We start from the raw sequence: 22,737 nt of genomic DNA, 5'->3' as shown, positions 1-22,737 counted from the left end.
GGTCAGTGAGTGTGATTGTCAAACGAGTCGCTGTCGTGGCGCTCATGCTCGCGGCTGTGTGGTTCTTTGAGTCTTATGAGTCAGCATCTGAGCAGGGCACGCGGGCTGCAAATTCACCGCCGCAACAGGTCGGTGCTAAACAACGCAATTACGATCAAGCACGTAAAGTGTTTTGGCGAAACTTGTACCCTCGTGATGGCGTTACCTTGTATTGCCAAGCGCCGTTTGAAACCGATGAGCGCGCTGGATTTAATGTCGAGCACGTGTTTCCGATGTCGTGGGCGACGTCAGGCTTGAAATGCGGCAAGCGCAAGCAGTGTCGCGCTAGTAGCGCATGGTTTAATCAAATTGAGTCCGACCTACACAATTTGTATCCAGCACGTAGCGATGTGAACCAAGCCCGTTCGAGTTATCGCTTCGGTGAGGTTAAAGGCGAGGTGCGGCGCTATGGTGAAACCTGTGACTTTGAAGTGGACGAACGTGCTCGTGTTGCTGAACCGACACCAGCGGTGCGCGGGGAAGTAGCGCGAGCGATGTTTTACATGGCGTTTGAATATCGCGATCAAGGCTTGATGCTATTTGATAAACAAGCGAAGCTGCTACAACAATGGCACCGAGCTGATCCGCCGAGTGCTGCTGAACGTCGCCGCAATGATATTATTGAAAAGCTACAAGGCAACCGGAACCCGTTTATCGACCGACCAGAATACTTGGACGAGTTGTATCGACAAGGATATTTCTCCCAATAGCGGTCAGCGCTTGAGAATCGTTAAACAACGAAAATTCGTTGATATTTTACCGGCTAGCGCGAGTGCAGCTGGTATCGTAAGGAGTGTCGTTTTATTTATGTGTGGGCTTGTTTGGTCTGAGCTCGCTTAACTTGAGCGTATTGAGCTCAAGGTTGTCAAAACTAAACTTCCCCAAAAGAAATTGTCCCAAAAATGGAGTCGAGCATGTTTCAGCTAAATCGTAATACGTCCCCACTTGCGCTTTTATCATTGATTTTACTGAGCGCATTGCTGAGTGCCTGTTCCAATGATTCTTTAGATGTGGTCGTTGAGTTTAATAATACTCGAGACATCAAGGCTGGCACCGACGTGCATTGGCAAGGCAGCACAGTTGGGGAAGTCAGCGCGGTAGATCTAAGCGACGGTGTTGCGCAGGTTCATATTAGTCTCGACCCAGTGAAGGCCAAAGAGATTAGCAGCGAAGCGGCGATTGTCGTTAATCGGGTTAAACCGGGCGCGCCGTTAGAAATACATAACCCGACAGGTCCTATTGCACAGGCTTTGCAAGCAGGGCAAACACTGCATGGCATGGATTCAATGTTGGAGTTGATGGCGTGGTCGGTGGGCGATGCGCTTAATGCCGGTGGCAAACAATTAAGCTCAATGGTCACTGGATTTCAGAGTTATGTTCAGGGCGAGGAGTTTCAGCGTAGCAAAGACCAGTTGCAGCAACAAATGACCGACGCGGTGGAATCCACCGGCAGTGCTTTAAAAACTTTGGAGCAAGGTTTTGCGGATTCAATCGAGGATATGGCAGCGACTGAAGAGCAGTTGGCCGGAGCGATTAACGACCTGAGCGAGGAGCTAGCACCGATGGTGCAAGAAATGTCGCGCAGTAGCGCTGAGTTAGCGAAGCAGGTGGATCAATTTGTGTTGCGAATGGAGAACGCTACACCAGAGGAACGAGCCTCTGGCGAGCGATTAATGCAGAGCTTAGTCGACATGATCGATAAGCTGAATTCAAGTATGGAATCCGGCGCCACATCAGCGCCAGATGCCACTCAAAACGATCGCTTTTAGTGCTCGGCAGTCTGGTACTGCTGAGCGAAATATATGCTCGATCGCTTAAATGAATTAGGCTACTTTTTATTCGCGCCCATTTTCGCCCAGGTATCTCTAAGACTAACCGTTCGGTTCATTACCACGTTATCGGCGCGGTGATCCTCCGAATCGAAGCAGAAATAGCCGACGCGTTCGAATTGAAAACGATCTTGCGTATCGGCGTTTAGCACGCTAGGTTCGAGCTTCGCGTGTGGATATACACGGAGCGATTCTGGGTTCAGTAATGCGATAAAGTCGTCAGCCCCAGCGGGATTAGGTTCAGTGAAGAGTCGGTCATACACGCGCACTTCGGCGTCAACGGCCTGCGCTGCACTAACCCAGTGAATAATGCCTTTGATTTTTCGACCATCGGGAGTTTGCCCCTTAGCGGTTAACGGGTCGTAGCTGCAATGTAGCTCGCTAACGTTGCCATCAGCATCGTAGATCACGTCATTGCAGGTCACTGCATAGCCGTAACGTAGGCGCACTTCGCGGCCTGGGCCTAAGCGAAAAAACTTGGCCGGTGGTTCGAGCATGAAGTCGTCACGTTCAATGTAAATTTCGCGTCCAAACGGCAGGTCGCGAGTTCCCATCGAATCATCTTTCGGGTGATTTTTAACCGTGAAAAATTCAGTTTGGTCTTCAGGATAATTGGTGATAATCAGCTTGAGCGGATCTAATACACCAAATACCCGTTTGGCACTGGCTTCTAAATTATGTCTAATGGCGTTTTCTAGCACCGCCATATCGATGGTGCTGTCTCGTTTGGTAACCCCAATTTCGGCACAAAAGTCGCGGATAGATTCTGGTGTGTAGCCACGTCGACGGAGCCCGACTAAGGTGGTCAAGCGCGGATCGTCCCAGCCGTCTACATGACCTTCGTTGACCAACTGGATCAGCTTGCGCTTGCTGGCCATGGTGTACTCTAGGTTCGATCGCCCAAATTCAATTTGCTTTGGCATTAATTTGCCGCGCTCGCCAACAAGGTTTTCCTCAAGTGTAATATTGCTAAGAATCCAATCGTATAGCTCGCGGTTGTCTTGAAACTCTAAGGTGCACAATGAATGCGTAATGCCTTCTAGGGCATCAGAGATGCAGTGAGTGAAGTCGTACATTGGGTAAATGCACCACCTATCGCCGGCACGATAATGGTGAGCATAGCGAATCCGATACAAAATTGGGTCGCGCATGACTATATTTGGCGCTGACATATCAATTTTGGCGCGCAGTGTGTACTCGCCCTCGGCGAATTCGCCAGCGCGCATGCGTTCAAATAAGTCGCGATTGTCAGCAATAGATCGATCGCGAAAGGGGCTGTCTTTACCCGGTTCAGTTAGTGCGCCACGGTACTCGCGCATTTGCTCTGGGTTGAGTTCATCGACATACGCCAAGCCTTTATCGATTAACTCTAGGGCGTAGTTGTAGAGGTGATCGTAATAATCTGAGGCGTAACAAAGCTTGCTCCACTCAAAGCCCAGCCACTCAACGGTGTCGCGGATTGACTCGACGAATTCGACGTTCTCTTTTTCTGGATTGGTGTCATCAAACCGGAGGTTGCATTTGCCGCCTAGGTCTTGTGCGAGTCCAAAATTTAAGCAAATTGACTTGGCGTGCCCCAGGTGTAAGTAACCGTTCGGCTCCGGCGGGAAGCGCGTATAAATGTATTCGTGCTTGCCGTTAGCTAGGTCGTTTTTAGCGATGCTGCGAATAAAGTGATTAGGCGTGGGTTTGCTCATGGTGACCTTGGTTGAGTTGGCTGGTGCCGATTAGGCAGTAATTCAAACGATTTATTATAGGCGATGTTAGCGTGCGATAGTGAACGCTAACTGCGTCAATTAAACGGATTGGCTCACATTGACGGTGTGACGTTCGCTGCCGCCTTGGACAGAGTCACCTCATTCATCTGTAATACTGGTGTGGCCAAGGAGATATCTGATCGGACTGATTCGGCTAGAATGTGCGCTCGAAACTTTTGCTTAATTTTCAATAGATGCTTTACGTCTTTAATATAGTAATACACGGCCCAAGTTACCGCGTAGTCGCCGGTATCATGCACTAGCACCTCAGGGTCGAACTGTTCTTCACGCATGCCCTCAACTCGATCGATTTCGCTAAACGCGCGCAACATCATTTCAGTGACTTCGTTTTGGCTGTGAGCATAGTCGATATTAAACAGCATGCATTCACGTAGCCCCTTAGCCGATGCGAAGCGCGAGAGGTTTTGAATGCCGTAATCACGTAATTTCGTATTGCGCACCATTAATCGATGGTTATTGGCCAAATCTAAGCACTCGGTATGGAATAGTTTGGTTTTGAACACCGATGCCACGATTTGTGTGCCATCCATATTGAATTGGACGACATCACCTTCTTCGCATAAGCGACTATTAAGAATGATTAGGCCGCTAATAATGTCTGGAGCCCACGACCCTTGAGTCATGGCTAAGAACAGACCAATGATCCCCAGCGCGCCGCCGGCCTCTAAAAGAGAGTTTAGCCCGAGTATTCTCAAGCAGGTTACCAGTGCGATCACACTGATGAATGCGGCCACAGCTAAGCTCAAACCGCGACTCGAATAAGTGTCCGATATCGATGTGCCGGTACTGGTAATGCGAGTTTTGCCAAAGCGGCGACGTACAAAATAATTGATGACGTGCGTCACCAAGGTGGCAAAGTAGATGACAATTAACGATTGGGTAAGTCGGCTCAGCCAAGCGCTCTCGTGTAACACAAATACGCTGGCGAGCACCGCCACTATGATCAGGAAATTCAACATGCGCATCATGCTTACGCGTGAGGTCAAATCATCTTCGCTGTTTAACCACTTGCTGAACGGCCGAGCCAGAATCATTAACAGTAGACTGATCCCAATGGTGATCAAGTCTTGAATTGTGAACGCGTTTAATACGGCGGATAGGGTCGAATTCATCATCTTTACCAGTATACGCGAGGTGCCTCAAAAGGCACATGCGGATGTGTGCTCTCTGCAAAATAGCCGAAATCGCAAAAGTATTCACTCAAACAATGGCTACTATTGCGCGCAACTTCGCTGTGACAGGCTGGCATTGTTGGGCGCGGTTCGTATAATCAGTGCGATCCTACCAGCAATAAAGAGTAGGCAACCACTTACTGGACACACCAATGGAGTAAGAAACGATGATAATTAGTATCCCCAAGGAGTCGTACAAAGGCGAGAAACGCGTTGCGTTAACCCCTGAGTCGGCGCTGCAAATTCAGAAACTAGGCCACACACTGCGAATCGAAGCAGGGGCCGGTAAGAATGCCGAATTTAGTGACGCAGACTACAAAGACGCTGGCGTTGACGTCGTGACATCGGACGCGATCTGGAGCGACACGGATATCATTATGAAAGTGCGTGGTGTCACATCGGCCGAAGCCGACAAGGTTGCCGCCGGTACCACGCTAATCAGTTTTTTCTGGCCAGCGCAAAACGAAGAGCTGCTTAAGCAGCTAGCCGACGCCAAAGTGAATGTGATCGCGATGGATTGTGTGCCGCGCTTGTCACGCTCTCAGAAGATGGACGCACTTAGCTCCATGGCGAATATCGGTGGTTATCGTGCCATCGTGGAAGCCGCCAATCAGTTTGGTCGCTTTTTCACGGGTCAAGTTACCGCGGCCGGTAAAGTACCGCCAGCTAAAGTATTAGTGATCGGTGCCGGTGTTGCTGGTTTAGCGGCTATCGGCGCAGCCAAAAGTATGGGGGCCATTGTGCGTGCTTTTGACACGCGACTGGAAGCCAAAGAGCAAGTCGAGAGCCTTGGTGGCGAATTTCTTGTTTTAGAATTTGAAGAAGACGGCTCAGGTGATGGTGGTTATGCCAAAACCATGAGTAAAGAATTTATTGATGCTGAAATGGCGATGTTTCGTGAGCAGGCCAAAGAGGTCGACATCATCATCACCACGGCGTTAATTCCAGGTCGACCTGCTCCTGAGCTCATCACCAAAGACATGGTGGAGAGCATGAAGTCGGGCAGTGTGATTGTGGATTTGGCTGCTGAGCAAGGTGGCAACTGTAAGTTGTCTAAGGCGGATAAAATCGTAACCCATAAAGGGGTGAAAATTATTGGTTACACAGACCTGCCAAGCCGACTAGCAACGCAGTCGTCGCAGCTCTACTCGACTAATCTACGTCACATGCTGACTGACTTGACGCCGGACAAAGACGGTAAAGTGTTGATCAATATGGACGATGCGGTAATTCGTGGGGCGACCGCCGCACACGATGGCAAAGTCACTTGGCCAGCGCCAGCACCAGCTTTGTCAGCAGCGCCAAAAGCCGCTCCGAAACCGGTCGCGATGCCCGAGCCAGCACCAGAGTTAAGTGCAGCGAGCAAAGCGAAAATGACCTTCGGTGCGATGGGGCTGGGTTTACTGGCTCTATTGGGCGTTGGCTCAGTCGCGCCGCCTGATTTCATGAGCCATTTTACGGTGTTTATCTTGGCGTGTTTCATTGGTTATCAAGTGATCTGGAGTGTTACTCCATCGTTGCACACGCCCCTCATGAGTGTGACCAATGCGATATCTGGGATCATCGTGGTTGGAGCCTTGTTACAAATCTCCTCCGGCTCTGGACTGGTTGTGTTTCTCGCCTTCGTAGCGACGTTGATCGCATCGATCAATATCGCGGGCGGTTTTTTGGTTACTCAGCGCATGCTGAAAATGTTTAATAAAGGTTAGAGGGAGAGCAACATGGAAATGGGAACTATTACTGCGGCGTATATCGCTGCTGCGATTCTGTTTATCTTGAGCCTCTCTGGGTTGAGTAATCAGGAATCGTCACGACGGGGCAATTGGTACGGCATTATTGGTATGGCGCTTGCGATCGTGGCAACAATTCTAAACAAAAATGTTGATGCATACGGTTGGCTGATTTTTGCAATGGTGATTGGTGGCGCGATTGGCGCACGTTTTGCCGCTAAGGTGGAAATGACGCAAATGCCTGAGCTGGTCGCCATTTTGCACAGTTTTGTGGGCATGGCAGCCGTATTGGTAGGTTATGCCAGCTATTTCGATCCTAACAATAATTTGTATGGCGTCGAAGCGACAATTCACAACGTTGAAGTGTATTTGGGTATTTTGATCGGTGCGGTGACGTTTACCGGCTCGGTCGTAGCGTTCGGCAAGTTGAGTGGTCGCATGGGCAGTAAGCCATTGATGTTACCGTCTCGCCATATGCTTAACTTGGCGTTACTGGGTGTGTCGATCTTGCTTGGTTGGTGGTTTTTAGAGGCGGGACACGACGGCGGCACTTTGCCATTGATTTTAATGACATTGATTGCTTTCGCGTTTGGTGTGCACATGGTCATGGCTATTGGCGGTGCTGATATGCCAGTGGTTATCTCGATGTTGAACAGCTACTCAGGTTGGGCCGCTGCCGCGACCGGCTTTATGTTGTCTAACGACTTGTTGATTGTGGTTGGCGCATTAGTTGGTAGTTCTGGTGCAATTCTCAGTTACATCATGTGTCGTGCAATGAATCGCAACTTTGTGTCCGTCATTATGGGTGGCTTTGGTACCACTTCGAGCAGTGACGCTGACGAAGGTGAGCAAGGTGAAGCGATTGCAATTCAAGCGGATGAAGTAGCGCAAATGATGGCTGACGCGAATCAAGTTGTGATTGTTCCGGGTTACGGTATGGCTGTCGCTAACGCGCAACATGCGGTATCTGACCTCACTAAGATGTTGCGTGCCAAGGGCGTTAATGTGCGTTTCGCTATTCATCCGGTGGCCGGCCGTATGCCAGGACACATGAATGTGTTGCTGGCTGAAGCGAATGTGCCCTATGACATTGTGTTGGAAATGGACGAGATCAACGATGAATTGCATGAAGTGGATGTAGTGATGGTGATTGGCGCTAATGACATCGTCAACCCAGCTGCGCTTGAGAACCCCAACAGTCCCATCGCTGGTATGCCTGTGTTGGAGGTTTGGAAGGCAAAGAATGTGATTGTGTCTAAACGTTCGATGGCAACTGGCTATGCTGGCGTTGAAAACCCCTTATTCTTTAAGGAGAATACGCGCATGCTATTTGGTGACGCCAAAGACAGCGTGGATGCCATCAAGGCAGCGTTGTAGCACTCTTAGCGTATAGACAGTTCGAAAAATGCCACCTTAAAGGTGGCATTTTTTTTGCCTTTGTTCGCCGCGGTTTATAAGTAGGAACGAGTAACAATATCCTCAATGAAGCGGCCGAAGCTCGGATACCAGTGTGACGGTTGAGCTCCCGAAGCGATCAGCTCGGCCAACGCCGATTCTCCTAACCACTGACCTTGTTTTACCACCGCCATGGGTTTAGTGAGATGAGTGATATCGGTCAAGGGATTCGCTGTCACTAGTGCAAGGTCGGCGATTTTGTTGCGCGCCACGCTACCCGTAGTCTGCTCCATATGCATTGCAGTGGCCGCATTTAGCGTAGCACTTCTTAGAATCGTAGCCGGATCAATACCGGCCTCCTGCATCAGCGCCATTTCCAGATGCGTTGAGATACCGGCGGTCATATACATCGTTCCTTGGTCTGAACCGACCAGCAAGGGCACACTGTTGATTGCCAGTTGTTGGGTAATTTTGAACAAAATGTTTCGCTCTTTAAAGTTCCAGTCTATTTGTGCCTGATCCGCTTGTAACCAGCGTTGTATCGCAAACTGCTCGTTTAAAAACCGAAAGAAAGGATTGATTCGATGGATTGGTTGGGCTTTTACATACGCTTGTTTATGTGCACTGAGTTGCGTGAGGTGATCAAACGTGGCGAGAGTTGGCGTAACAAACGAACCTGTTTGCTTTAGTTTTTGTATATACCGCTGCAGAGCTTCCGTGTCGTAGTTAAAGCGCAGCACCGTTTGGAAAATTTCCTCAACATGTTCCAGTGACTGCATTGACTGGATATCACCTAGATTGAACTCCTTACCACTCGCGGGCACTGCGCCAAAGGGGCCATGTTTGGCGATTGGCATGTGTTGAATCAGCGCCTCATCAATTATGGCCGATAAGATATCAGGCTCAATGTCGTTATATATCTTAAGCAAATCGTAGCCATCCGCATGGAATTGGCGTACCAGCTCACGAGCGTGCTGTGGGTCTGATACTGCTTGCTGCATGAGGTGCGCATGTTCTGGTCTATCTAATACCGGCGAACTGGTATACAGATTCGCGCCTAACCAGGTATTGCTCTGCAATTCCTCGCGCCAGCGGAGATGCATCGGCAGCCCCCGTAGATTCCGTACCGAGGTCACACCATAGGCTAGACTGGTGACCAAGTCTTTGCGATCGTAAATATGCGTATGCATATCGATTAAGCCAGGCACTACGAACGCGCCCTTGCCGTCAATCAATTGGTAGTTGCTCGGTGCGGTGCTATTGGCGGCGCGTATATCCTCGATAAGGCCGTGCCTGATTAGCAACTGTTGATCCGGTACCACAGTGCCCGTGGCGACATCGACAATCGACACTGAGTCGATAAGCAACCCTTGTTTATTATCGACCTGCGGTAGGTCGGAAGGAGAATCGAGTCTCGCTGCAAGCACCGCGAATACTAGAAAGGCTGCGAACGAAACAAGCAGTGCGAGGGTGAATTGGACGCTACGCTTGAGGAGTGATTTAGCACTAGTCATAAGTCAGAGAGGAGTGGTTAAAATGAACCTCTAGACTGCAGCACTAATAGCGTCAAATCGTCCAAGATCGTGATTGTGGACTTATTTCGTTTGTTGGTTTCTTAAGTATTGGCGGGGAGTTATGCCAACCAGCGATTTGAATACTGCGTTAAAGCTTGATTTGGAGTTAAAGCCCGCGTCTAACCCAAGCGATAAAAAGTTCGGTACTGGCTCGCTCTGAGCTGCCAACCGTTGTTTGACCTCCTCCACGCGCAGTCCATTAATGTAGTCACAAAAGCTCATCCCAGCACCACTATTGACTGCATTAGAAACATCTTTCGGGCCGATCCCCAGTGCGCTGGCAACGTCATTTAACGACAATCTGGGTTGACGGTAGAGGGCTTGCTGCTTGAGGGTCTGGTCGATTTGCTCGAACAGGACTCGGGATAGCTCCTGATCGGCGTGAGACGCGCTAATAGACTTGTATTGGCTGAGACCATCAAACAAAGACGCTTGCTGCACCGCCAATACAATGAGGCTAGTATAGAGCACCAGCACACTTGATTGATGCAGTAGGTACCAAGTATTCGCGAGCTCGTAGCTGAGAACCGGCTGTAGGTTGAGCCGAATGATATCGGTGATTCCCAACAAGGCAAACGTCAGCATCAGGTAGCCGAGCCAGTCCAAACGCATCTCGCGCGCGGCCGAACTCATGGCGCGTGAAGCGGAGCGATAGCGCAACAGCCAACGAAAGGCCAAAGTGCCATACACCAGTAGACTGATAGAGCCCAATGCAATAATGAGGTTGGTGTGGTCGGTGAAAAAAACCGCGAGTAACGCTGGGATGGCGTGCAGTGTGTCGATCCAAGACCAGCGACGGTCATCAAACACCAGCTGCCGCACGAACAGATAAAATGCTGGTCCAGTACACAATGTGAACGCGGGAGTGATCAAGTAACGCTGGTTAAATAACTGAGTTTCTTCTGAAAAGTTGAAGGCCATTAAGGTCGCTTCCAAGCCAAACAGCAAACACACGCCGCGAAACCTGGGTTTGGACCAAAGTAAAGCAATCCCCAACAGGCAGATACACAAGAATACTAGTTGCACTAGATTTACCGGTCGAACAAGATACGCATCAATTAGGATATTCACTTTATTGGCTAGGGGAGCGCGCGGGTTGATCCGGTGTTAAGTCTATCGTTGTTGTACTATTTTTACATATATCCATGATCTCGGGTATTGCTGAATACGCGTCTGGTTAAGCAACCAAATTTTGCTACAATCCGCCCGATGAATCGCCCAGATAAAATTTCCCGTCGCTTTTGTGTCGCGCCGATGCTCGATTGCACTGATCGACATGAGCGATATCTTGCACGCCTGATGTCTCAACATGCTGTGCTCTATACCGAAATGGTAACCACTGGCGCGATACTGTTTGGTGACAAAGCACGGTTTCTCGATTTTAATTCGAGCGAGCATCCGGTGGCCTTACAGCTCGGTGGTAGTGACCCTGATGCAATGACGCGCTGTAGCGAAATTGCTCAGCAATGGGGTTACGATGAGGTGAACATTAACGTTGGTTGCCCGAGCGACCGCGTTCAGTCCGGCAGTTTTGGCGCTTGCTTAATGCAGTCACCAGATATTGTGGCTGAAAACGTCAAGCAGATGCAGGCTGCAGTGGATATCCCCGTGACCGTTAAATGCCGTATTGGCGTTGATGATCAAAAGCCGCGTGAGGCTTTATGGTCCTTGGTTGGCGCCAGTGCTGAGGCGGGTTGTAAGACATTTTTGGTGCATGCGCGTATGGCGTGGCTTAAAGGATTGAGCCCGAAGGAGAATCGCGATGTCCCACCGCTCGATTATCAACTGGTGTATGACTTAAAAGCCGATTTCCCCGAGCTGGAGATCGTTATTAATGGTGGCATTAATACCTTAGCGCAATGTCACGAGCATCTCGCTCACGTTGATGGCGTTATGATGGGGCGTGAGGCTTATTCAAATCCGTATATTTTGGCGCAAGTTGACCAAGAGCTGTATGACGAATCCAGCAAGCCCGTGTCCCGTGATGACGTACTCGAGGCGTATATCAAGTACGCAGATCAGCAAATCGCCGCCGGAGCGAGACTGAACCATTTGTCCAAGCATGTGGTTGGTTTGTATCACGGTGAGCCCCGTTCGAGGCTGTGGCGTAGGCATATCAGCGAAAATGCGCATAAGCCAGGTTCGGGCACGCAGGTGTTACGCGACGCAAATTTGGCAATGGCTTCGATCTAACCCAGCGCGTTGATCGCTTTAAGTCGGGTAGCAAGCTGATTGGCAAAGATTGTCTGTGTGCAATTTTTACGGTAATGTGGTGCTAGCCCTACCGCACTGCGTTTCTGTTGTCTGATTTACGATAATCCAACAGCTGAAACAAGACTTAATTTAAGCAGCAAATGCTTTCCTAACACAGCACGATATTCTCTATGCACCATTCAAGCTCGCCTGTTATAAACGCCGATGCCGACTTTCGCTTGATACCTTCCAAGCTGAGTCGAGCGGTTACTGCCGCGATTATCGGCTTAGGTGTTGGCTTAGCTAGCTCTGGAGCGCATGCCGCACTGGTGACAGTGAATGATAATACTGATGCTGGAACGGGGGCTACTTGCACTTTGCGGCAAGCGATTAAAACTATTAAGGATGGTGGAAATGGAGGAAGCAGCTGCAGTATTTCTAGCGGAGGCACCAATGAAACCATCAACTTTGACAGTGGTGGCACGATTACGTTAAGCGCCGGGGAGCTACTACTTGAAAGTGACGTCACAATTGATGCCACAAGTGTCGGTGGTATTACCATCGACGGTGGCGAGTCGAGTCGAGTATTGAGTGTCGGTGCAAGCACTAGCGCGTCGTTGAGTCATGTGACGATCACTGGCGGTTCGGCCGCTGATTACGGCGGCGGTATTATGCTCGAGCCTTATTCAGCGCTGACCTTAAGTGATTCGACCATTAGCGTTAACGCGGCTCCAAGTGGCGCAGGTATCGCGCTGGGGGAGGGCGCTGAGCTAACTGTGCAGGACAGTGACATATCGGGCAATACCGCCGATGTCGAAGGCGGCGGTATCTACCTGTTGTATTACGGCTCATCTATTGGTGGCGCTAATGCTAGCGTCAGCATTGCTGGTTCCACGATCCATAACAACGAGGCGAGTTCGGGGTTTGGTGGAGGTCTAGGTACGTTTGCGACGAATGTCATATTGGATGTTAGCAACTCAACCATTACCAACAATAATGCGGCCACCTACGGCGGTGGAATATATTTGGGCGGCACTAATAATCAAGTAAATATTACCGGTGGTGAAATCAGCAATAACATGGCGAGTGTTAGTGGTGGCGGCATCGGAGCCTATGGGCAGGGATTATTTTTATCCATCAGCGGAACGCTAATTGACTCAAATGTAGCGCAGGACTACGGCGGTGGCTTGAGCCTTTTAGGGCTCGATCTGGTTGAGGGGCCGAGCGCCACGTTAAGTAGCTCGATACTGAGCAATAACACGGCAACCGGCCAAACCCTCACGTCAACAGGGGCGGGCTTATACGCGAGTTTTGTCACGTTGAATGTGTCAACATCGACGTTTGATAAGAATGTCGCAAGCGGGTTTGGTGGCGGTCTGTACCTTTTTGGCAGTGATTTGACGCTCGATACCAGCACTGTTTCAAATAATTCGGCTGGCGTCGATGGCGCTGGTCTATATGGCTACAACTCATCACTGGCACTTAGTACGAGTACCTTTGTTAGCAATAGCGCGGCTCAATATGGTGGAGGCATTCTTTCCGTTGATGGTAACTTGACGCTGAGTAATAGTACGTTGTCAGGTAATACCGCCGCGGTGTCCGGTGGTGGTGTGCACAGCTATACGGCTGGCGCGCTTATCCAGCACACCACTTTTTCTGGAAATCACGCGAGCAGTGCCGGTGCAGGCTTGTTCGGTTACGATCAAACGGTGACATTGCGCAACAGCATTGTTGCTAACTCTGCAAGTGGTGGAGACTGCTTCGGTGCGGTCAACGTCGATACCGCATCAATCATCGAAGATGCTTCTTGTGCGGCAAGTCGGAGTGGTGATCCAAGCTTGTTAGCTTTGGCTAATAATGGCGGCGCTACTCAAACCCATGCGCTGAACAATACTAGTATCGCCCGCAATACCGGCGACAACGCCAACTGCTTAGCGCAAGATCAGCGCGGCGAATTACGTAGCGACGGGCGTTGTGATGTGGGGGCGTACGAGGAACCGACGGAAGAAGACGGCTTTATCGTAATTCCATTGGGCAATGGTACAAAAGCGGTTGTAGTGCCGCTATAACAAATATTAACTAGCTCAAAACTGCTGCGTGTCGAACGGCGGCTGATCATTGCTGGACTGGCTCAACTTGGTGAATCGTTCCAAGGCTAAGCTGGTGCGTTAATGTTTGGTTCATCTAGCTACTCTACACTCGCGTTATTGGTAGCATAGGCTAGAGATAAATTAGGTGTAATTAGATGTTGAAATTGTTGAAGTGGATAGCTGGAACCTTGCTGACTGTGGCGCTATTGGTGTTGGTGGCAGCAATCGTGATTCCAGCGGTAATTGACCCGAATGACTATCGTGATGAACTCACGGCCTTAGTCAAGGACAAAACTGGGCGCGAGATGCGCCTCGAAGGAGACTTGTCGGTGTCGGTGTTCCCGTGGCTCGGTATTCGTACCGAAGGGCTCCATTTTGCTCAACCAGAAAGTATTGGTGGCGACATGGTCAGCGTCGACAGTGCACAGCTTAGGGTGAAACTGATTCCGCTTCTAAGCAAGCGGGTAGAGGTCGATACCGTAGTCCTTGAGCAACCTACCATTCGTTTAGTAACACTCAAAAATGGCGTAGACAGTTGGTCTGGATTGCTGTCTGATGGCGAACCCGATGCAGCGAATGGGGCGTCGGCTGATAGCGGTTCAGATGCGTCGGGTGCTGCGGTGGCATTGGTGGTGCAGGGCGTTAAATTGACGGATGGCACTATTGTGTTGGATGACCGTCAGGCCGGATCGCGCACCGAAATCAAGCAATTGAACTTGGCTACCGGCAACTTGATCGGTGACAGTCTTGCTGATTTCAATGCGTCAGGACAATTATTTCAATCCGACGCGACGTCGGCCAGTGGCTATAACCAAACCAAGTTTGATCTCGGCGCGCGCGCCAAAATAGATCGAGAAAGTTTGGCAGCGGAGTTGGAGCGCTTACAGGTCGAGCTTATTCAAGTTGATCAAACCGTGCAGCTCGAAGTTGATAGCATTGCGGTGTCGCCGCAACAAGTGATTAGCTTATTTGGTGCCTCGGTCTCGGTTAGTGGCGCCCAAGCGATTGATTTGTCGCTGCCAGATGCAACGATCAATCTGACTCAACAAACCTTGGATGCGCCGCAGCTAGTGGCGACTATTGCTAATCTGAATGCCACGATATCTGACGCACGAATAACCAAATTAATGGACGCGCCGCGTGTCACTGGTCGTGTCGAGGTAAGTGAGTTTAACGCGAACAAATTACTATCTGAGTTCGATGTGGATTATTCGCCGACTAATTCAAATGCACTCAATGCGGTATCACTTAAAGCCGCATTTGTTGCCGATATGGAGTCGGCCGCGTTAAGCGAGTTAGTATTGGTTGTTGATCAGAGTCATTTAACTGGATCAGCGTCTATTCGGAATTTCACCAATCCGGCGATGCAATTTGACTTGTCACTCGATAGCTTGAATCTCGATAACTACTTACCTAAGGCTGACGAGAGCCAAGGTTTGAGCGCAAGCAAACCCGTGAGTGGCGGTGAGGCTTTGGCAATACCCATGGCGGCTTTCCATGCAGTAAACGCGAACGGTCGATTCCGTGCCAAGCAATTTATCGCAGGTGGCGTACAGTTGAGCAATATTGATGTGACAGTGGTCTCGCAAGATGGCAACGTTTCAATCACGCCAGTGGCCAATTTGTATCAAGGTAAGTTGGAAGGAGAAATAGCGTATCAGCAACAGTCTGACCAGGCCCAATTGCGTGTTAAGCAGAACATGGATTTGGTGCAACTAGGCGAACTATTAACCGACGCAGATATCACCGACCAGTTGCGCGGTGTTGGCATGCTAGATGTCGATGTTACGGTGACCGAACGAGCTGGCAAACAAAGCAATCAAGGTGTTATTAAGTTGCTTGCCAGCAATGGTTCATTGAACGGCATCGATATGCTCGGACTGCTAGCGCAAGCAAACACCGTGGCTAATTTATTGAGTAAAGGCGAGCAGCAACAAGCCGATGCAACGGCCGACAAAGAAGTACAAAGCAAGCAATCGGATGTGACTAAATTCGGTGAACTAATAGGCACGTTTTCACTCAATGATTTTCAACTCAGCAACAACGACCTTAAATTAGTCGCGCCGGGGTTGTTGGTAACTGGTTTCGGTGAAGTTGACCTTGCGACACAAACATTAGACTACAACTTACGCGTGGTTGTGCAAGAAGGTATCGACGGCGTCATTGGCGAAAAGCTTTCTAAGTTACAGGGTTACACGATTCCGGTGCGTTGCCGTGGATCGTTTGAAGCGCCGAGTTGTTTGCCCGATATGCAAGCGTTGTATAAGGCGTATGCGAAGACCAAATTGGATACTAAAAAGGGCGAGCTGCTTAAAGAAAAGTACGGCATTGAAGGTGGTGAAAAACTGTCTACTGCGGATGCGATTAAGCAAGTACTAATTCAAAAGGCGCTAAAGAAAGATAAGAACAATTCAAGCCAAGAAGCTAAGCCGCCTGTTGGCGAACGCGACGGAGCCGTTGAAGCCACTGAGCAGCAACCAGCGACACCTGGAAAAGAGCGTCCAATTAGTGAGCGGCAAGCAGAACCGGAGGTCCAAACTGAGCAATCAGTGAGCGGCGATCAAGCGTTCAGTAATGTTCCGGTATCGAGCGATCCAGCGCCGGTTGCTGACACGCCGCCTGAACCAGAATTGAACGAAAAACAAAAACGTCGAGCTGAGCGTAAAAAGTTATTGGAGCAGTTATTGAGTCCAAGTGACGGGTAGTAAACAAAACTCGCGTTGCTTAGGCTAGGCTCGCGCTGTGATCGAGCATAATAAGTGGTGCGGATAAATGAGGTTTTCAGGTTCTATTGGCCGCAAGCGCCGTGTAGAATCAACGTCCCGCTTTATTTAACCGCATGACCTCAGCGCTTATGTCTGATAACAAAATCAATAAACACAGCTCCACCATTACGCAACCTAAGTCACAGGGTGCTGGCCAAGCCATGCTCTACGGCACGGGTTTAACTCGCGACGACATGAACAAGGCGCAGGTCGGTATCGCCAGTGTGTGGTGGGAAGGTAATACCTGCAATATGCATTTGAATGACCTGGCAGCACACGTGAAAACGGGTGTGCAAGATGCTGGCTTGGTAGGTATGCGCTTTAATACCATTGGGGTAAGCGATGGCACCACCAATGGCACGGCAGGCATGGCTTATTCCCTGCAGTCGCGTGACATTATCGCTGATTCAATTGAAACCGTAGTGGCGGCTCAATTTTACGATGGATTGATAGCGCTCCCAGGCTGCGACAAAAACATGCCGGGCTGCATAATGGCGATGGCGCGCTTAAACCGTCCGTCGATTATGGTCTACGGTGGTTCGATTAAGCCGGGTCATCATAATGGTCGTAAGCTCGATATTATTTCGGCGTTTCAAGCGTATGGGGAATTCCTTGTCGAAACCATAACCGATGATGAGCGCCAAGAAATCGTTGAGAAATCTTGCCCCGGTGCCGGTGCTTGTGGCGGTATGTATACCGCTAACACCATGGCCAGCGCGATCGAAGCAATGGGCATGAGTTTGCCATACAGCGCTTCGGCTCCAGCCGTGGATCCTGAAAAAGTAGATGAGTGTATACGCGCTGGCGCGGCGCTTAAGCATCTATTAGAAATTGATTTGAAGCCACGCGACATAATGACCCGCGAAGCTTTCGAGAACGCCATGGTCGTAATCACTGCTCTTGGTGGTTCGACTAACGCGGTGTTACATTTAATCGCGATGTCGCGTGCGCTTGATATTAACCTCACCGTTGATGACTTCCAATCAGTTAGCGACCGCGTACCGTTCTTGGCGGATCTCAAGCCAAGTGGGCAATATGTGATGCAAGATTTGCATAATGTTGGTGGCACGCCTGCGGTGATGAAATTCTTGCTAGACGCTGGCTTGTTAAATGGTGACTGCATGACGGTAACTGGCAAAACCTTGGCCGAAAACTTGGCGGAGCTTCCCTCGTTAAGCGAAGGCCAAGACCTTATTCGTCCGCTATCTAACCCGATTAAACGTACCGGTCATATTCAAATTCTAAAAGGTAATCTAGCACCTGAAGGTGCAGTGGCTAAGGTGACTGGTAAAGAAGGTGAAAAGTTTGTCGGCCCAGCTAAGGTGTTCGACGGCGAACAAGACATGATTGATCAGCTCGAAGCCGGCAATATTGAAAAAGGGGATGTGCTGGTTATTCGCTATGAAGGCCCTAAAGGTGGGCCGGGCATGCCAGAAATGCTTAAACCAACCTCGGCTATTATGGGAGCGGGTTTAGGTGAGCATGTCGCGATGATTACCGATGGTCGATTCTCCGGTGGCTCGCATGGCTTTATTGTTGGGCACGTGGTGCCAGAAGCGCAAGAGGGCGGCCCCATCGCCTTGGTTAAAAATGGTGACATTATTACCTTGGATGCCGTCAATAATTGTATTGAAGTCGATCTGTCCGACGAGGAGTTAGCTCAGCGTTTGGCTGAGTGGGAAGCGCCGGCCTTGAAAGCGACACGCGGCACCTTGTTTAAATATATTCGCTACGTCAAAAACGCATCTATGGGTTGCGTTACCGACGAATAAGCTTGTTTGGGTGACTCCCGCTCCAGAAATATTTAGCCAGCCACTTGCTGACCGATTACGCCCAACTCGTTTGGAACACGTGGTCGGTCAGCGGCAGTTGCTCGCGCCGAATAAGCCGCTGCGATCCGCAATTGAAAGCGGTAAGCTGCATTCCATGGTGTTCTGGGGGCCGCCCGGCACCGGTAAAACCACATTAGCGAAATTACTCGCGCACCAAAGTGATGCGGCCTTTGTGTCGTTGTCGGCGGTGTTATCGGGAGTCAAAGATATTCGTGAAGCGGTGCAAACCGCGAGTGATCGCCAGCGCGCGGGCATGGGTAATACTGTATTGTTTGTCGATGAGGTACATCGATTCAACAAGGCCCAGCAAGATGCCTTCTTGCCTCATATAGAGAATGGCACCATTTTATTTGTTGGTGCTACCACTGAAAATCCTTCATTTGAACTTAACAACGCATTGCTGTCACGGGTGCGGGTTTACGTGTTGCAGTCGATAGGCCCTGATGATTTAGTGTCGTTGATTGATCGAGCTTTGCAAGACCAAGAGCTTGGCTTGGGTTCGCTAAATTTGCGCATGGCGGATGAGGTTAAACATCAGCTTGCGGAGTTGGTAGATGGTGATGCGCGACGTGCGCTAACCATGCTAGAGATAGCCGCTGACTTAACCGAAGACGGCGAAATAACTTCTGAGCTTATAGCTGAAATTCTCGCTGGTGGTACCACGCGACGATTCGATAAAGGTGGCGAAGCATTTTACGATCAAATATCGGCGCTGCATAAATCGGTGCGTGGCTCTGATCCAGACGCCGCATTGTACTGGCTGTGTCGCATGATTGATGGTGGCTGCGACCCGCGTTATATTGCGCGTCGCGTCGTGCGTATGGCGAGCGAAGATATCGGCAATGCCGATCCGCGCGCGTTGCGAATTACCTTAGACGCATGGGAGTGCCAAGAACGACTGGGTAGTCCAGAAGGTGAGTTGGCGTTAGCGCAGGCGGTTATCTATTTGGCAGTGGCGGCTAAGAGTAATGCGGTCTATGTTGCGTACAAATCGGCTATGTCGGCAATTAAGCAGACAGGCTCTTTGGAAGTGCCCATGCATTTGCGCAACGCGCCAACTAAATTAATGAAAGAGCTCGACTACGGTAAGGGTTACCGTTACGCGCATGACGAGCAAGGAGGCTATGCCGCGGGCGAAACGTATTTGCCCGACGAGTTAAGCGACATTGAGTTTTATCAGCCGGTAGAGCGTGGTTTAGAGATTAAGATACGTGAGAAATTGGCTTACCTGCGTGCGCAGAATAAGTAGCGGCTAGCCAATAATTTTATTAGCCCGCTAGCAGAGCTATTCTCTACGCTAGTCAGCTTGGCAAGCACGGCAAATACCATGCACCTCAATCACCGGCTGTTGGCTGCGAAACCCTAAGTCTGCCGCTCCAGCGGATAGCGCATCAGATACCGCGCTGTTGTTCAGTTCGGCAATATGCCCACATTCACGGCAAATATAGAACTGGCACTGGTGGCTCGATTCCGGCGAAGGGCAACCAATGTAGGCGTTTAACGATTCGATGCGGTGAATCAACTTAGCGTCTACTAAAAATTCAAGCGCCCGGTATGCGGTTGGCGGCGCGGGTTTGTGCCCCTGCGCTTGCAGCTGTTGCAATACATCATAAGCGCCAATTGGATTGTGTTGAGACCAAATGATTTCCAATACTTGCTGACGAATCTTGGTGAGCTTCAAGCCTTTTTTACGGCACTGCTCTAACGCAACTTCAAGGGCCTGCGATTCACAATGACTGTGATCATGGTCGCCTAGAAACGGCGAAATTACCTGGTTTTGGTCAGTCATTCTGTGCTCGGCTGAGTTGTGGTCGAGTTTTCAATTCGCTGGTTTTAACCCAGGCTTGAAAACGTGTTGGTGATTGAATTCGATACCAATTACCACGTGACTCTAACACCGTCACCGTTTCGTTTTTGTCGAGACGGCCTACCACTGTGCCGCGGATAACAATCGGCACCGAGCGCGCGTTTACCGCTGAACCGGTAATCGTGCCGCGACCCGCATTGACGCGAATGTAGTCACCGCTGACCCATACTGGAAACCCCTGTGGGCTACGAACCGCGGTCCATTCTGTATCGGGCGATACGACTTGCAACTGATCGCGCTCTTCAAGCACGGCGATTAATACGCTGCGTATCGCCGGATTGGTATATACCGCAATCGCATGACTGGCTTCAGCACTGTTTGCTGGTTCTTGCGCTGTGTTGCTGGCGGGCGACGAGCTGGCTCGGTTTGAGCTATTGCTTTCAACAACTGTTGGTTTGGGTGACACGCTTGGCTGGCTAACTGGTAATGTAGCGACGGGTTCGGTTTTTGCTGGCGCTTTTTCTAGCGACGCTGTCTCGCCTTGCCGTGCTTGTTCAACGACCCTCGATTGCGCTAACTCGGAGGCCGCTGGTTTAGCCGCACTAGCTTGCTCGATAACGGGTGGTTTAGCGGCGGGCAGTGCTACCGGCTGTACTTTGACTGGTTGTACTTTGGAAGTGATTTCCTGTGAATCGCTGCGACGCGCCAAACTGTCGCGTTGTGGACGTTCGGTAATCACCAATGAATCGTTTGCGGTGTCGATCGGTGTTTGGGTAATCGCCGCTGCTGAGGCCGCTGGGCTTGGTGTTGGTTGGGCTAGGGCTTTGGGCGTTGCTTTTTGTGTGTTCGCTTGCGGTGCGCTAGGTTGTTCAATCACTGCAACTGGCGCTGTGTCTGGCTGCTTGCTCACCGCGTATTGGCCTGGCGTGGCCCATCCTAGTTGTTCAAGAATTTCAATTGAGCGCGGTTCTTGGTTGCTCGCGGCTCGCTCAAACCAGATCCGTGAGAGGCTCAAGTCTTTCTTTAGGCCTATGCCCAAATAGTAGGCGCGACCAACATTGAACTGCGCTAAAGGGTGGCCTTGTTTGGCTGCTTTTAACCACCAACTCATTGCCGTTGCTTCACTGGGTTTTACGCCAATGCCGTTTAAGTATTGATGGCCTAAATTATATTGCGCTAAGGTGTGGCCTTGGCGAGCCGCCTGTTTATACCAGTACACGGCTTGTTCGTAATCGGCTGATTTGAACTGCTCATTGGCAAATAATACGCCAACTTTGAATTGTGCCTCTGCATCGCCTTCGTAGGCGCGCTCCATCCACTTGTCCAACTCTTTTTTAAATTCGGCTTTCAGATTTGGGGAGTTCGCGTGAATTGGAAAATCGGTTTGCGCGTTGGCAACCAAACCAGCACACCATAGGCTCAGCACCACGCTTACCAGCAGGCGCATAATGTGCAGCCTTGAGCGAGGTAGAACGCGATTAGCGTTATGTGTGGTTGGTGGTAATGAGGGTTGGCGAATCATTTCAACATCACGGATAATTGCGCAAAGTGTAGCATCTTTCAAAGCAGAAAAAAGGATTGGCTGGGACGCGTTAATGTAGGGCTTCGAAGTAGCCGTTTATCACTTATTTATTTAGAGGTCGACAACTTTTTTTAGGCGTTTTGTCTACCAAAATCGCCAATAAATTATCGACGATAATAATTACCCTCAAAACTTCATAAACAGCTTGCGATTTTGTCTTCGACCCATTATCTTTGGGTCTGCTCTGGTCATGACCACAACATATAGTGTTTTTTAAGGATTAACCATTTCTTCAAAAAACGCGCTAAGGTATTGAAAACGCTGATATCTACGTCATTTCGACGTGATTTTCCATTCCATGCAGCGGGCCAAAATCTAGTGTTAAGTTAACGTCTATGCCGGGTTAGCGTAATGTGGGATCGTCGTAAGACGAGCTTAAAAATGTAGCGTGAAATTGATTGTTTTATCGTCGCCACGTTGTCTGTTTGTGATTGTTGCTGTTTGTCTTTGCTTGTTGCATCAAGTTGTCGCTTAGTGATTGTTTTCGACCGGTTATGTTTGCTGGTGATTGTTGACTGAGCCTGAGCAACTTAAGACTCAGCCTTTAGCATTAGCATCACTCAGCAGAACCAATGTGCATGCAAAACCGAACACCGATAGCTCAATATCAATTTGCTAGCTTTTTTGGGTAAGAGTTTTAAATTGAGAACTTTTGACATGCTGCTTGCTGAATTATTCGCAAATGTGCGACGTGCCTCGGCATGATACCAGCGCTTAGATAAAGTGGGTTTTACGCTGAATCCGTTGTGACAGACCAAGAGAAGGGGAATGCTGAGTTACCTGCCGTGTTAATACCGCGGCTTTTGCTTTCCTTCTATCTATTGTTATTGGTTATCCCATTAACAGTAGTAAATAAATGCCGATACCTAACCATAAAACACCTGTGTTTTTTGGCGAAGAGCAGATTAAACCTTCATGTCGACCCATCCCGACTTGGTTTTACTAACTGCC

The 22,737-nt window shown here is 49.8% G+C and carries 15 protein-coding genes; 9 read left to right on the top strand and 6 right to left on the bottom strand.

Features of this window, described 5'->3' with window-relative positions; genetic code table 11:
• Positions 1 to 5 precede the first annotated feature (5 nt).
• Positions 6 to 749 (top strand): endonuclease I family protein, encoded by a 744-nt coding sequence (locus tag DFR28_RS02605; protein ID WP_170131950.1) that lies wholly within the window; start codon positions 6 to 8, stop codon positions 747 to 749.
• A gap of 204 nt (positions 750 to 953) precedes the next feature.
• A complete protein-coding gene (locus DFR28_RS02600; protein WP_170131949.1) occupies positions 954 to 1,808 on the top strand; it encodes an MlaD family protein in 855 nt (284 codons plus the stop codon).
• 59 nt (positions 1,809 to 1,867) lie between these two features.
• Here the strand turns inward: DFR28_RS02600 and DFR28_RS02595 are convergent, their stop codons facing one another.
• A complete protein-coding gene (locus tag DFR28_RS02595) occupies positions 1,868 to 3,565 on the bottom strand; it encodes a glutamine--tRNA ligase/YqeY domain fusion protein (RefSeq protein ID WP_113952737.1) in 1,698 nt (565 codons plus the stop codon).
• Positions 3,566 to 3,678: 113 nt separating this feature from the next.
• On the bottom strand, positions 3,679 to 4,758 hold the full coding sequence (locus DFR28_RS02590) for a mechanosensitive ion channel family protein (RefSeq protein WP_170131948.1): 1,080 nt from the start codon (positions 4,756 to 4,758) through the stop codon (positions 3,679 to 3,681).
• A gap of 227 nt (positions 4,759 to 4,985) precedes the next feature.
• On the opposite strand from DFR28_RS02590, the gene DFR28_RS02585 reads away from it, so the two are divergent.
• Positions 4,986 to 6,527: a Re/Si-specific NAD(P)(+) transhydrogenase subunit alpha gene (locus DFR28_RS02585; protein WP_113952735.1), complete on the top strand. Its 1,542-nt coding sequence runs from the start codon at positions 4,986 to 4,988 to the stop codon at positions 6,525 to 6,527.
• A 12-nt stretch (positions 6,528 to 6,539) separates the two neighbouring features.
• Positions 6,540 to 7,925, top strand: a complete 1,386-nt coding sequence (gene pntB, locus DFR28_RS02580; RefSeq protein WP_113952734.1) for a Re/Si-specific NAD(P)(+) transhydrogenase subunit beta — start codon at positions 6,540 to 6,542, stop codon at positions 7,923 to 7,925.
• Between the two features lie 74 nt (positions 7,926 to 7,999).
• Here the strand turns inward: pntB and DFR28_RS02575 are convergent, their stop codons facing one another.
• Positions 8,000 to 9,457: an amidohydrolase family protein gene (locus tag DFR28_RS02575; RefSeq protein WP_113952733.1), complete on the bottom strand. Its 1,458-nt coding sequence runs from the start codon at positions 9,455 to 9,457 to the stop codon at positions 8,000 to 8,002.
• Positions 9,458 to 9,538: 81 nt separating this feature from the next.
• Positions 9,539 to 10,588 (bottom strand): helix-turn-helix domain-containing protein, encoded by a 1,050-nt coding sequence (locus tag DFR28_RS02570; RefSeq protein WP_113952732.1) that lies wholly within the window; start codon positions 10,586 to 10,588, stop codon positions 9,539 to 9,541.
• Positions 10,589 to 10,726: 138 nt separating this feature from the next.
• Between DFR28_RS02570 and dusA the strand changes: the two genes are divergently transcribed.
• From dusA to DFR28_RS02545, 5 genes are all read left to right on the top strand, one after another.
• On the top strand, positions 10,727 to 11,710 hold the full coding sequence (dusA, locus tag DFR28_RS02565; protein WP_113952731.1) for a tRNA dihydrouridine(20/20a) synthase DusA: 984 nt from the start codon (positions 10,727 to 10,729) through the stop codon (positions 11,708 to 11,710).
• Positions 11,711 to 11,901: 191 nt separating this feature from the next.
• On the top strand, positions 11,902 to 13,779 hold the full coding sequence (locus DFR28_RS02560) for a right-handed parallel beta-helix repeat-containing protein (protein ID WP_113952730.1): 1,878 nt from the start codon (positions 11,902 to 11,904) through the stop codon (positions 13,777 to 13,779).
• A gap of 176 nt (positions 13,780 to 13,955) precedes the next feature.
• Positions 13,956 to 16,505, top strand: coding sequence for an AsmA family protein (locus DFR28_RS02555; protein ID WP_113952729.1), 2,550 nt, complete (start codon positions 13,956 to 13,958; stop codon positions 16,503 to 16,505).
• 149 nt (positions 16,506 to 16,654) lie between these two features.
• Positions 16,655 to 18,337: a dihydroxy-acid dehydratase gene (ilvD, locus tag DFR28_RS02550; RefSeq protein WP_211316821.1), complete on the top strand. Its 1,683-nt coding sequence runs from the start codon at positions 16,655 to 16,657 to the stop codon at positions 18,335 to 18,337.
• A 10-nt stretch (positions 18,338 to 18,347) separates the two neighbouring features.
• Positions 18,348 to 19,646, top strand: coding sequence for a replication-associated recombination protein A (locus DFR28_RS02545; protein ID WP_211316820.1), 1,299 nt, complete (start codon positions 18,348 to 18,350; stop codon positions 19,644 to 19,646).
• A 48-nt stretch (positions 19,647 to 19,694) separates the two neighbouring features.
• On the opposite strand, the gene DFR28_RS02540 is transcribed toward DFR28_RS02545, so the two are convergent.
• Both DFR28_RS02540 and DFR28_RS02535 read right to left on the bottom strand, forming a co-directional pair.
• Positions 19,695 to 20,186 (bottom strand): Fur family transcriptional regulator, encoded by a 492-nt coding sequence (locus DFR28_RS02540; protein WP_113952727.1) that lies wholly within the window; start codon positions 20,184 to 20,186, stop codon positions 19,695 to 19,697.
• The gene (locus DFR28_RS02535; RefSeq protein ID WP_170131947.1) at positions 20,179 to 21,651 is read right to left on the bottom strand and encodes an SH3 domain-containing protein; all 1,473 of its coding nucleotides are present in this window, start codon (positions 21,649 to 21,651) and stop codon (positions 20,179 to 20,181) included. The genes DFR28_RS02540 and DFR28_RS02535 overlap by 8 nt, the downstream gene beginning before the upstream one ends.
• Positions 21,652 to 22,737 lie beyond the last annotated feature (1,086 nt).

The organism is Arenicella xantha (assembly GCF_003315245.1).
GTDB lineage: Bacteria > Pseudomonadota > Gammaproteobacteria > Arenicellales > Arenicellaceae > Arenicella > Arenicella xantha.
The sequence above is the reverse complement of the archived record's forward strand: the minus strand, read 5'-3'. Positions and strand labels throughout refer to the sequence as shown.

Bases quoted from the DNA above. Each gene is read 5' to 3' on its own strand.
- DFR28_RS02600 (WP_170131949.1), top strand. From the start codon at position 954: ATGTTTCAGCTAAATCGTAATACGTCCCCACTTGCGCTTTTATCATTG.
- DFR28_RS02595 (WP_113952737.1), bottom strand. From the start codon at position 3,565: ATGAGCAAACCCACGCCTAATCACTTTATTCGCAGCATCGCTAAAAAC.
- DFR28_RS02590 (WP_170131948.1), bottom strand. From the start codon at position 4,758: ATGAATTCGACCCTATCCGCCGTATTAAACGCGTTCACAATTCAAGAC.
- DFR28_RS02585 (WP_113952735.1), top strand. From the start codon at position 4,986: ATGATAATTAGTATCCCCAAGGAGTCGTACAAAGGCGAGAAACGCGTT.
- pntB (WP_113952734.1), top strand. From the start codon at position 6,540: ATGGAAATGGGAACTATTACTGCGGCGTATATCGCTGCTGCGATTCTG.
- DFR28_RS02575 (WP_113952733.1), bottom strand. From the start codon at position 9,457: ATGACTAGTGCTAAATCACTCCTCAAGCGTAGCGTCCAATTCACCCTC.
- dusA (WP_113952731.1), top strand. From the start codon at position 10,727: ATGAATCGCCCAGATAAAATTTCCCGTCGCTTTTGTGTCGCGCCGATG.
- DFR28_RS02560 (WP_113952730.1), top strand. From the start codon at position 11,902: ATGCACCATTCAAGCTCGCCTGTTATAAACGCCGATGCCGACTTTCGC.
- DFR28_RS02555 (WP_113952729.1), top strand. From the start codon at position 13,956: ATGTTGAAATTGTTGAAGTGGATAGCTGGAACCTTGCTGACTGTGGCG.
- ilvD (WP_211316821.1), top strand. From the start codon at position 16,655: ATGTCTGATAACAAAATCAATAAACACAGCTCCACCATTACGCAACCT.
- DFR28_RS02540 (WP_113952727.1), bottom strand. From the start codon at position 20,186: ATGACTGACCAAAACCAGGTAATTTCGCCGTTTCTAGGCGACCATGAT.
- DFR28_RS02535 (WP_170131947.1), bottom strand. From the start codon at position 21,651: ATGCGCCTGCTGGTAAGCGTGGTGCTGAGCCTATGGTGTGCTGGTTTG.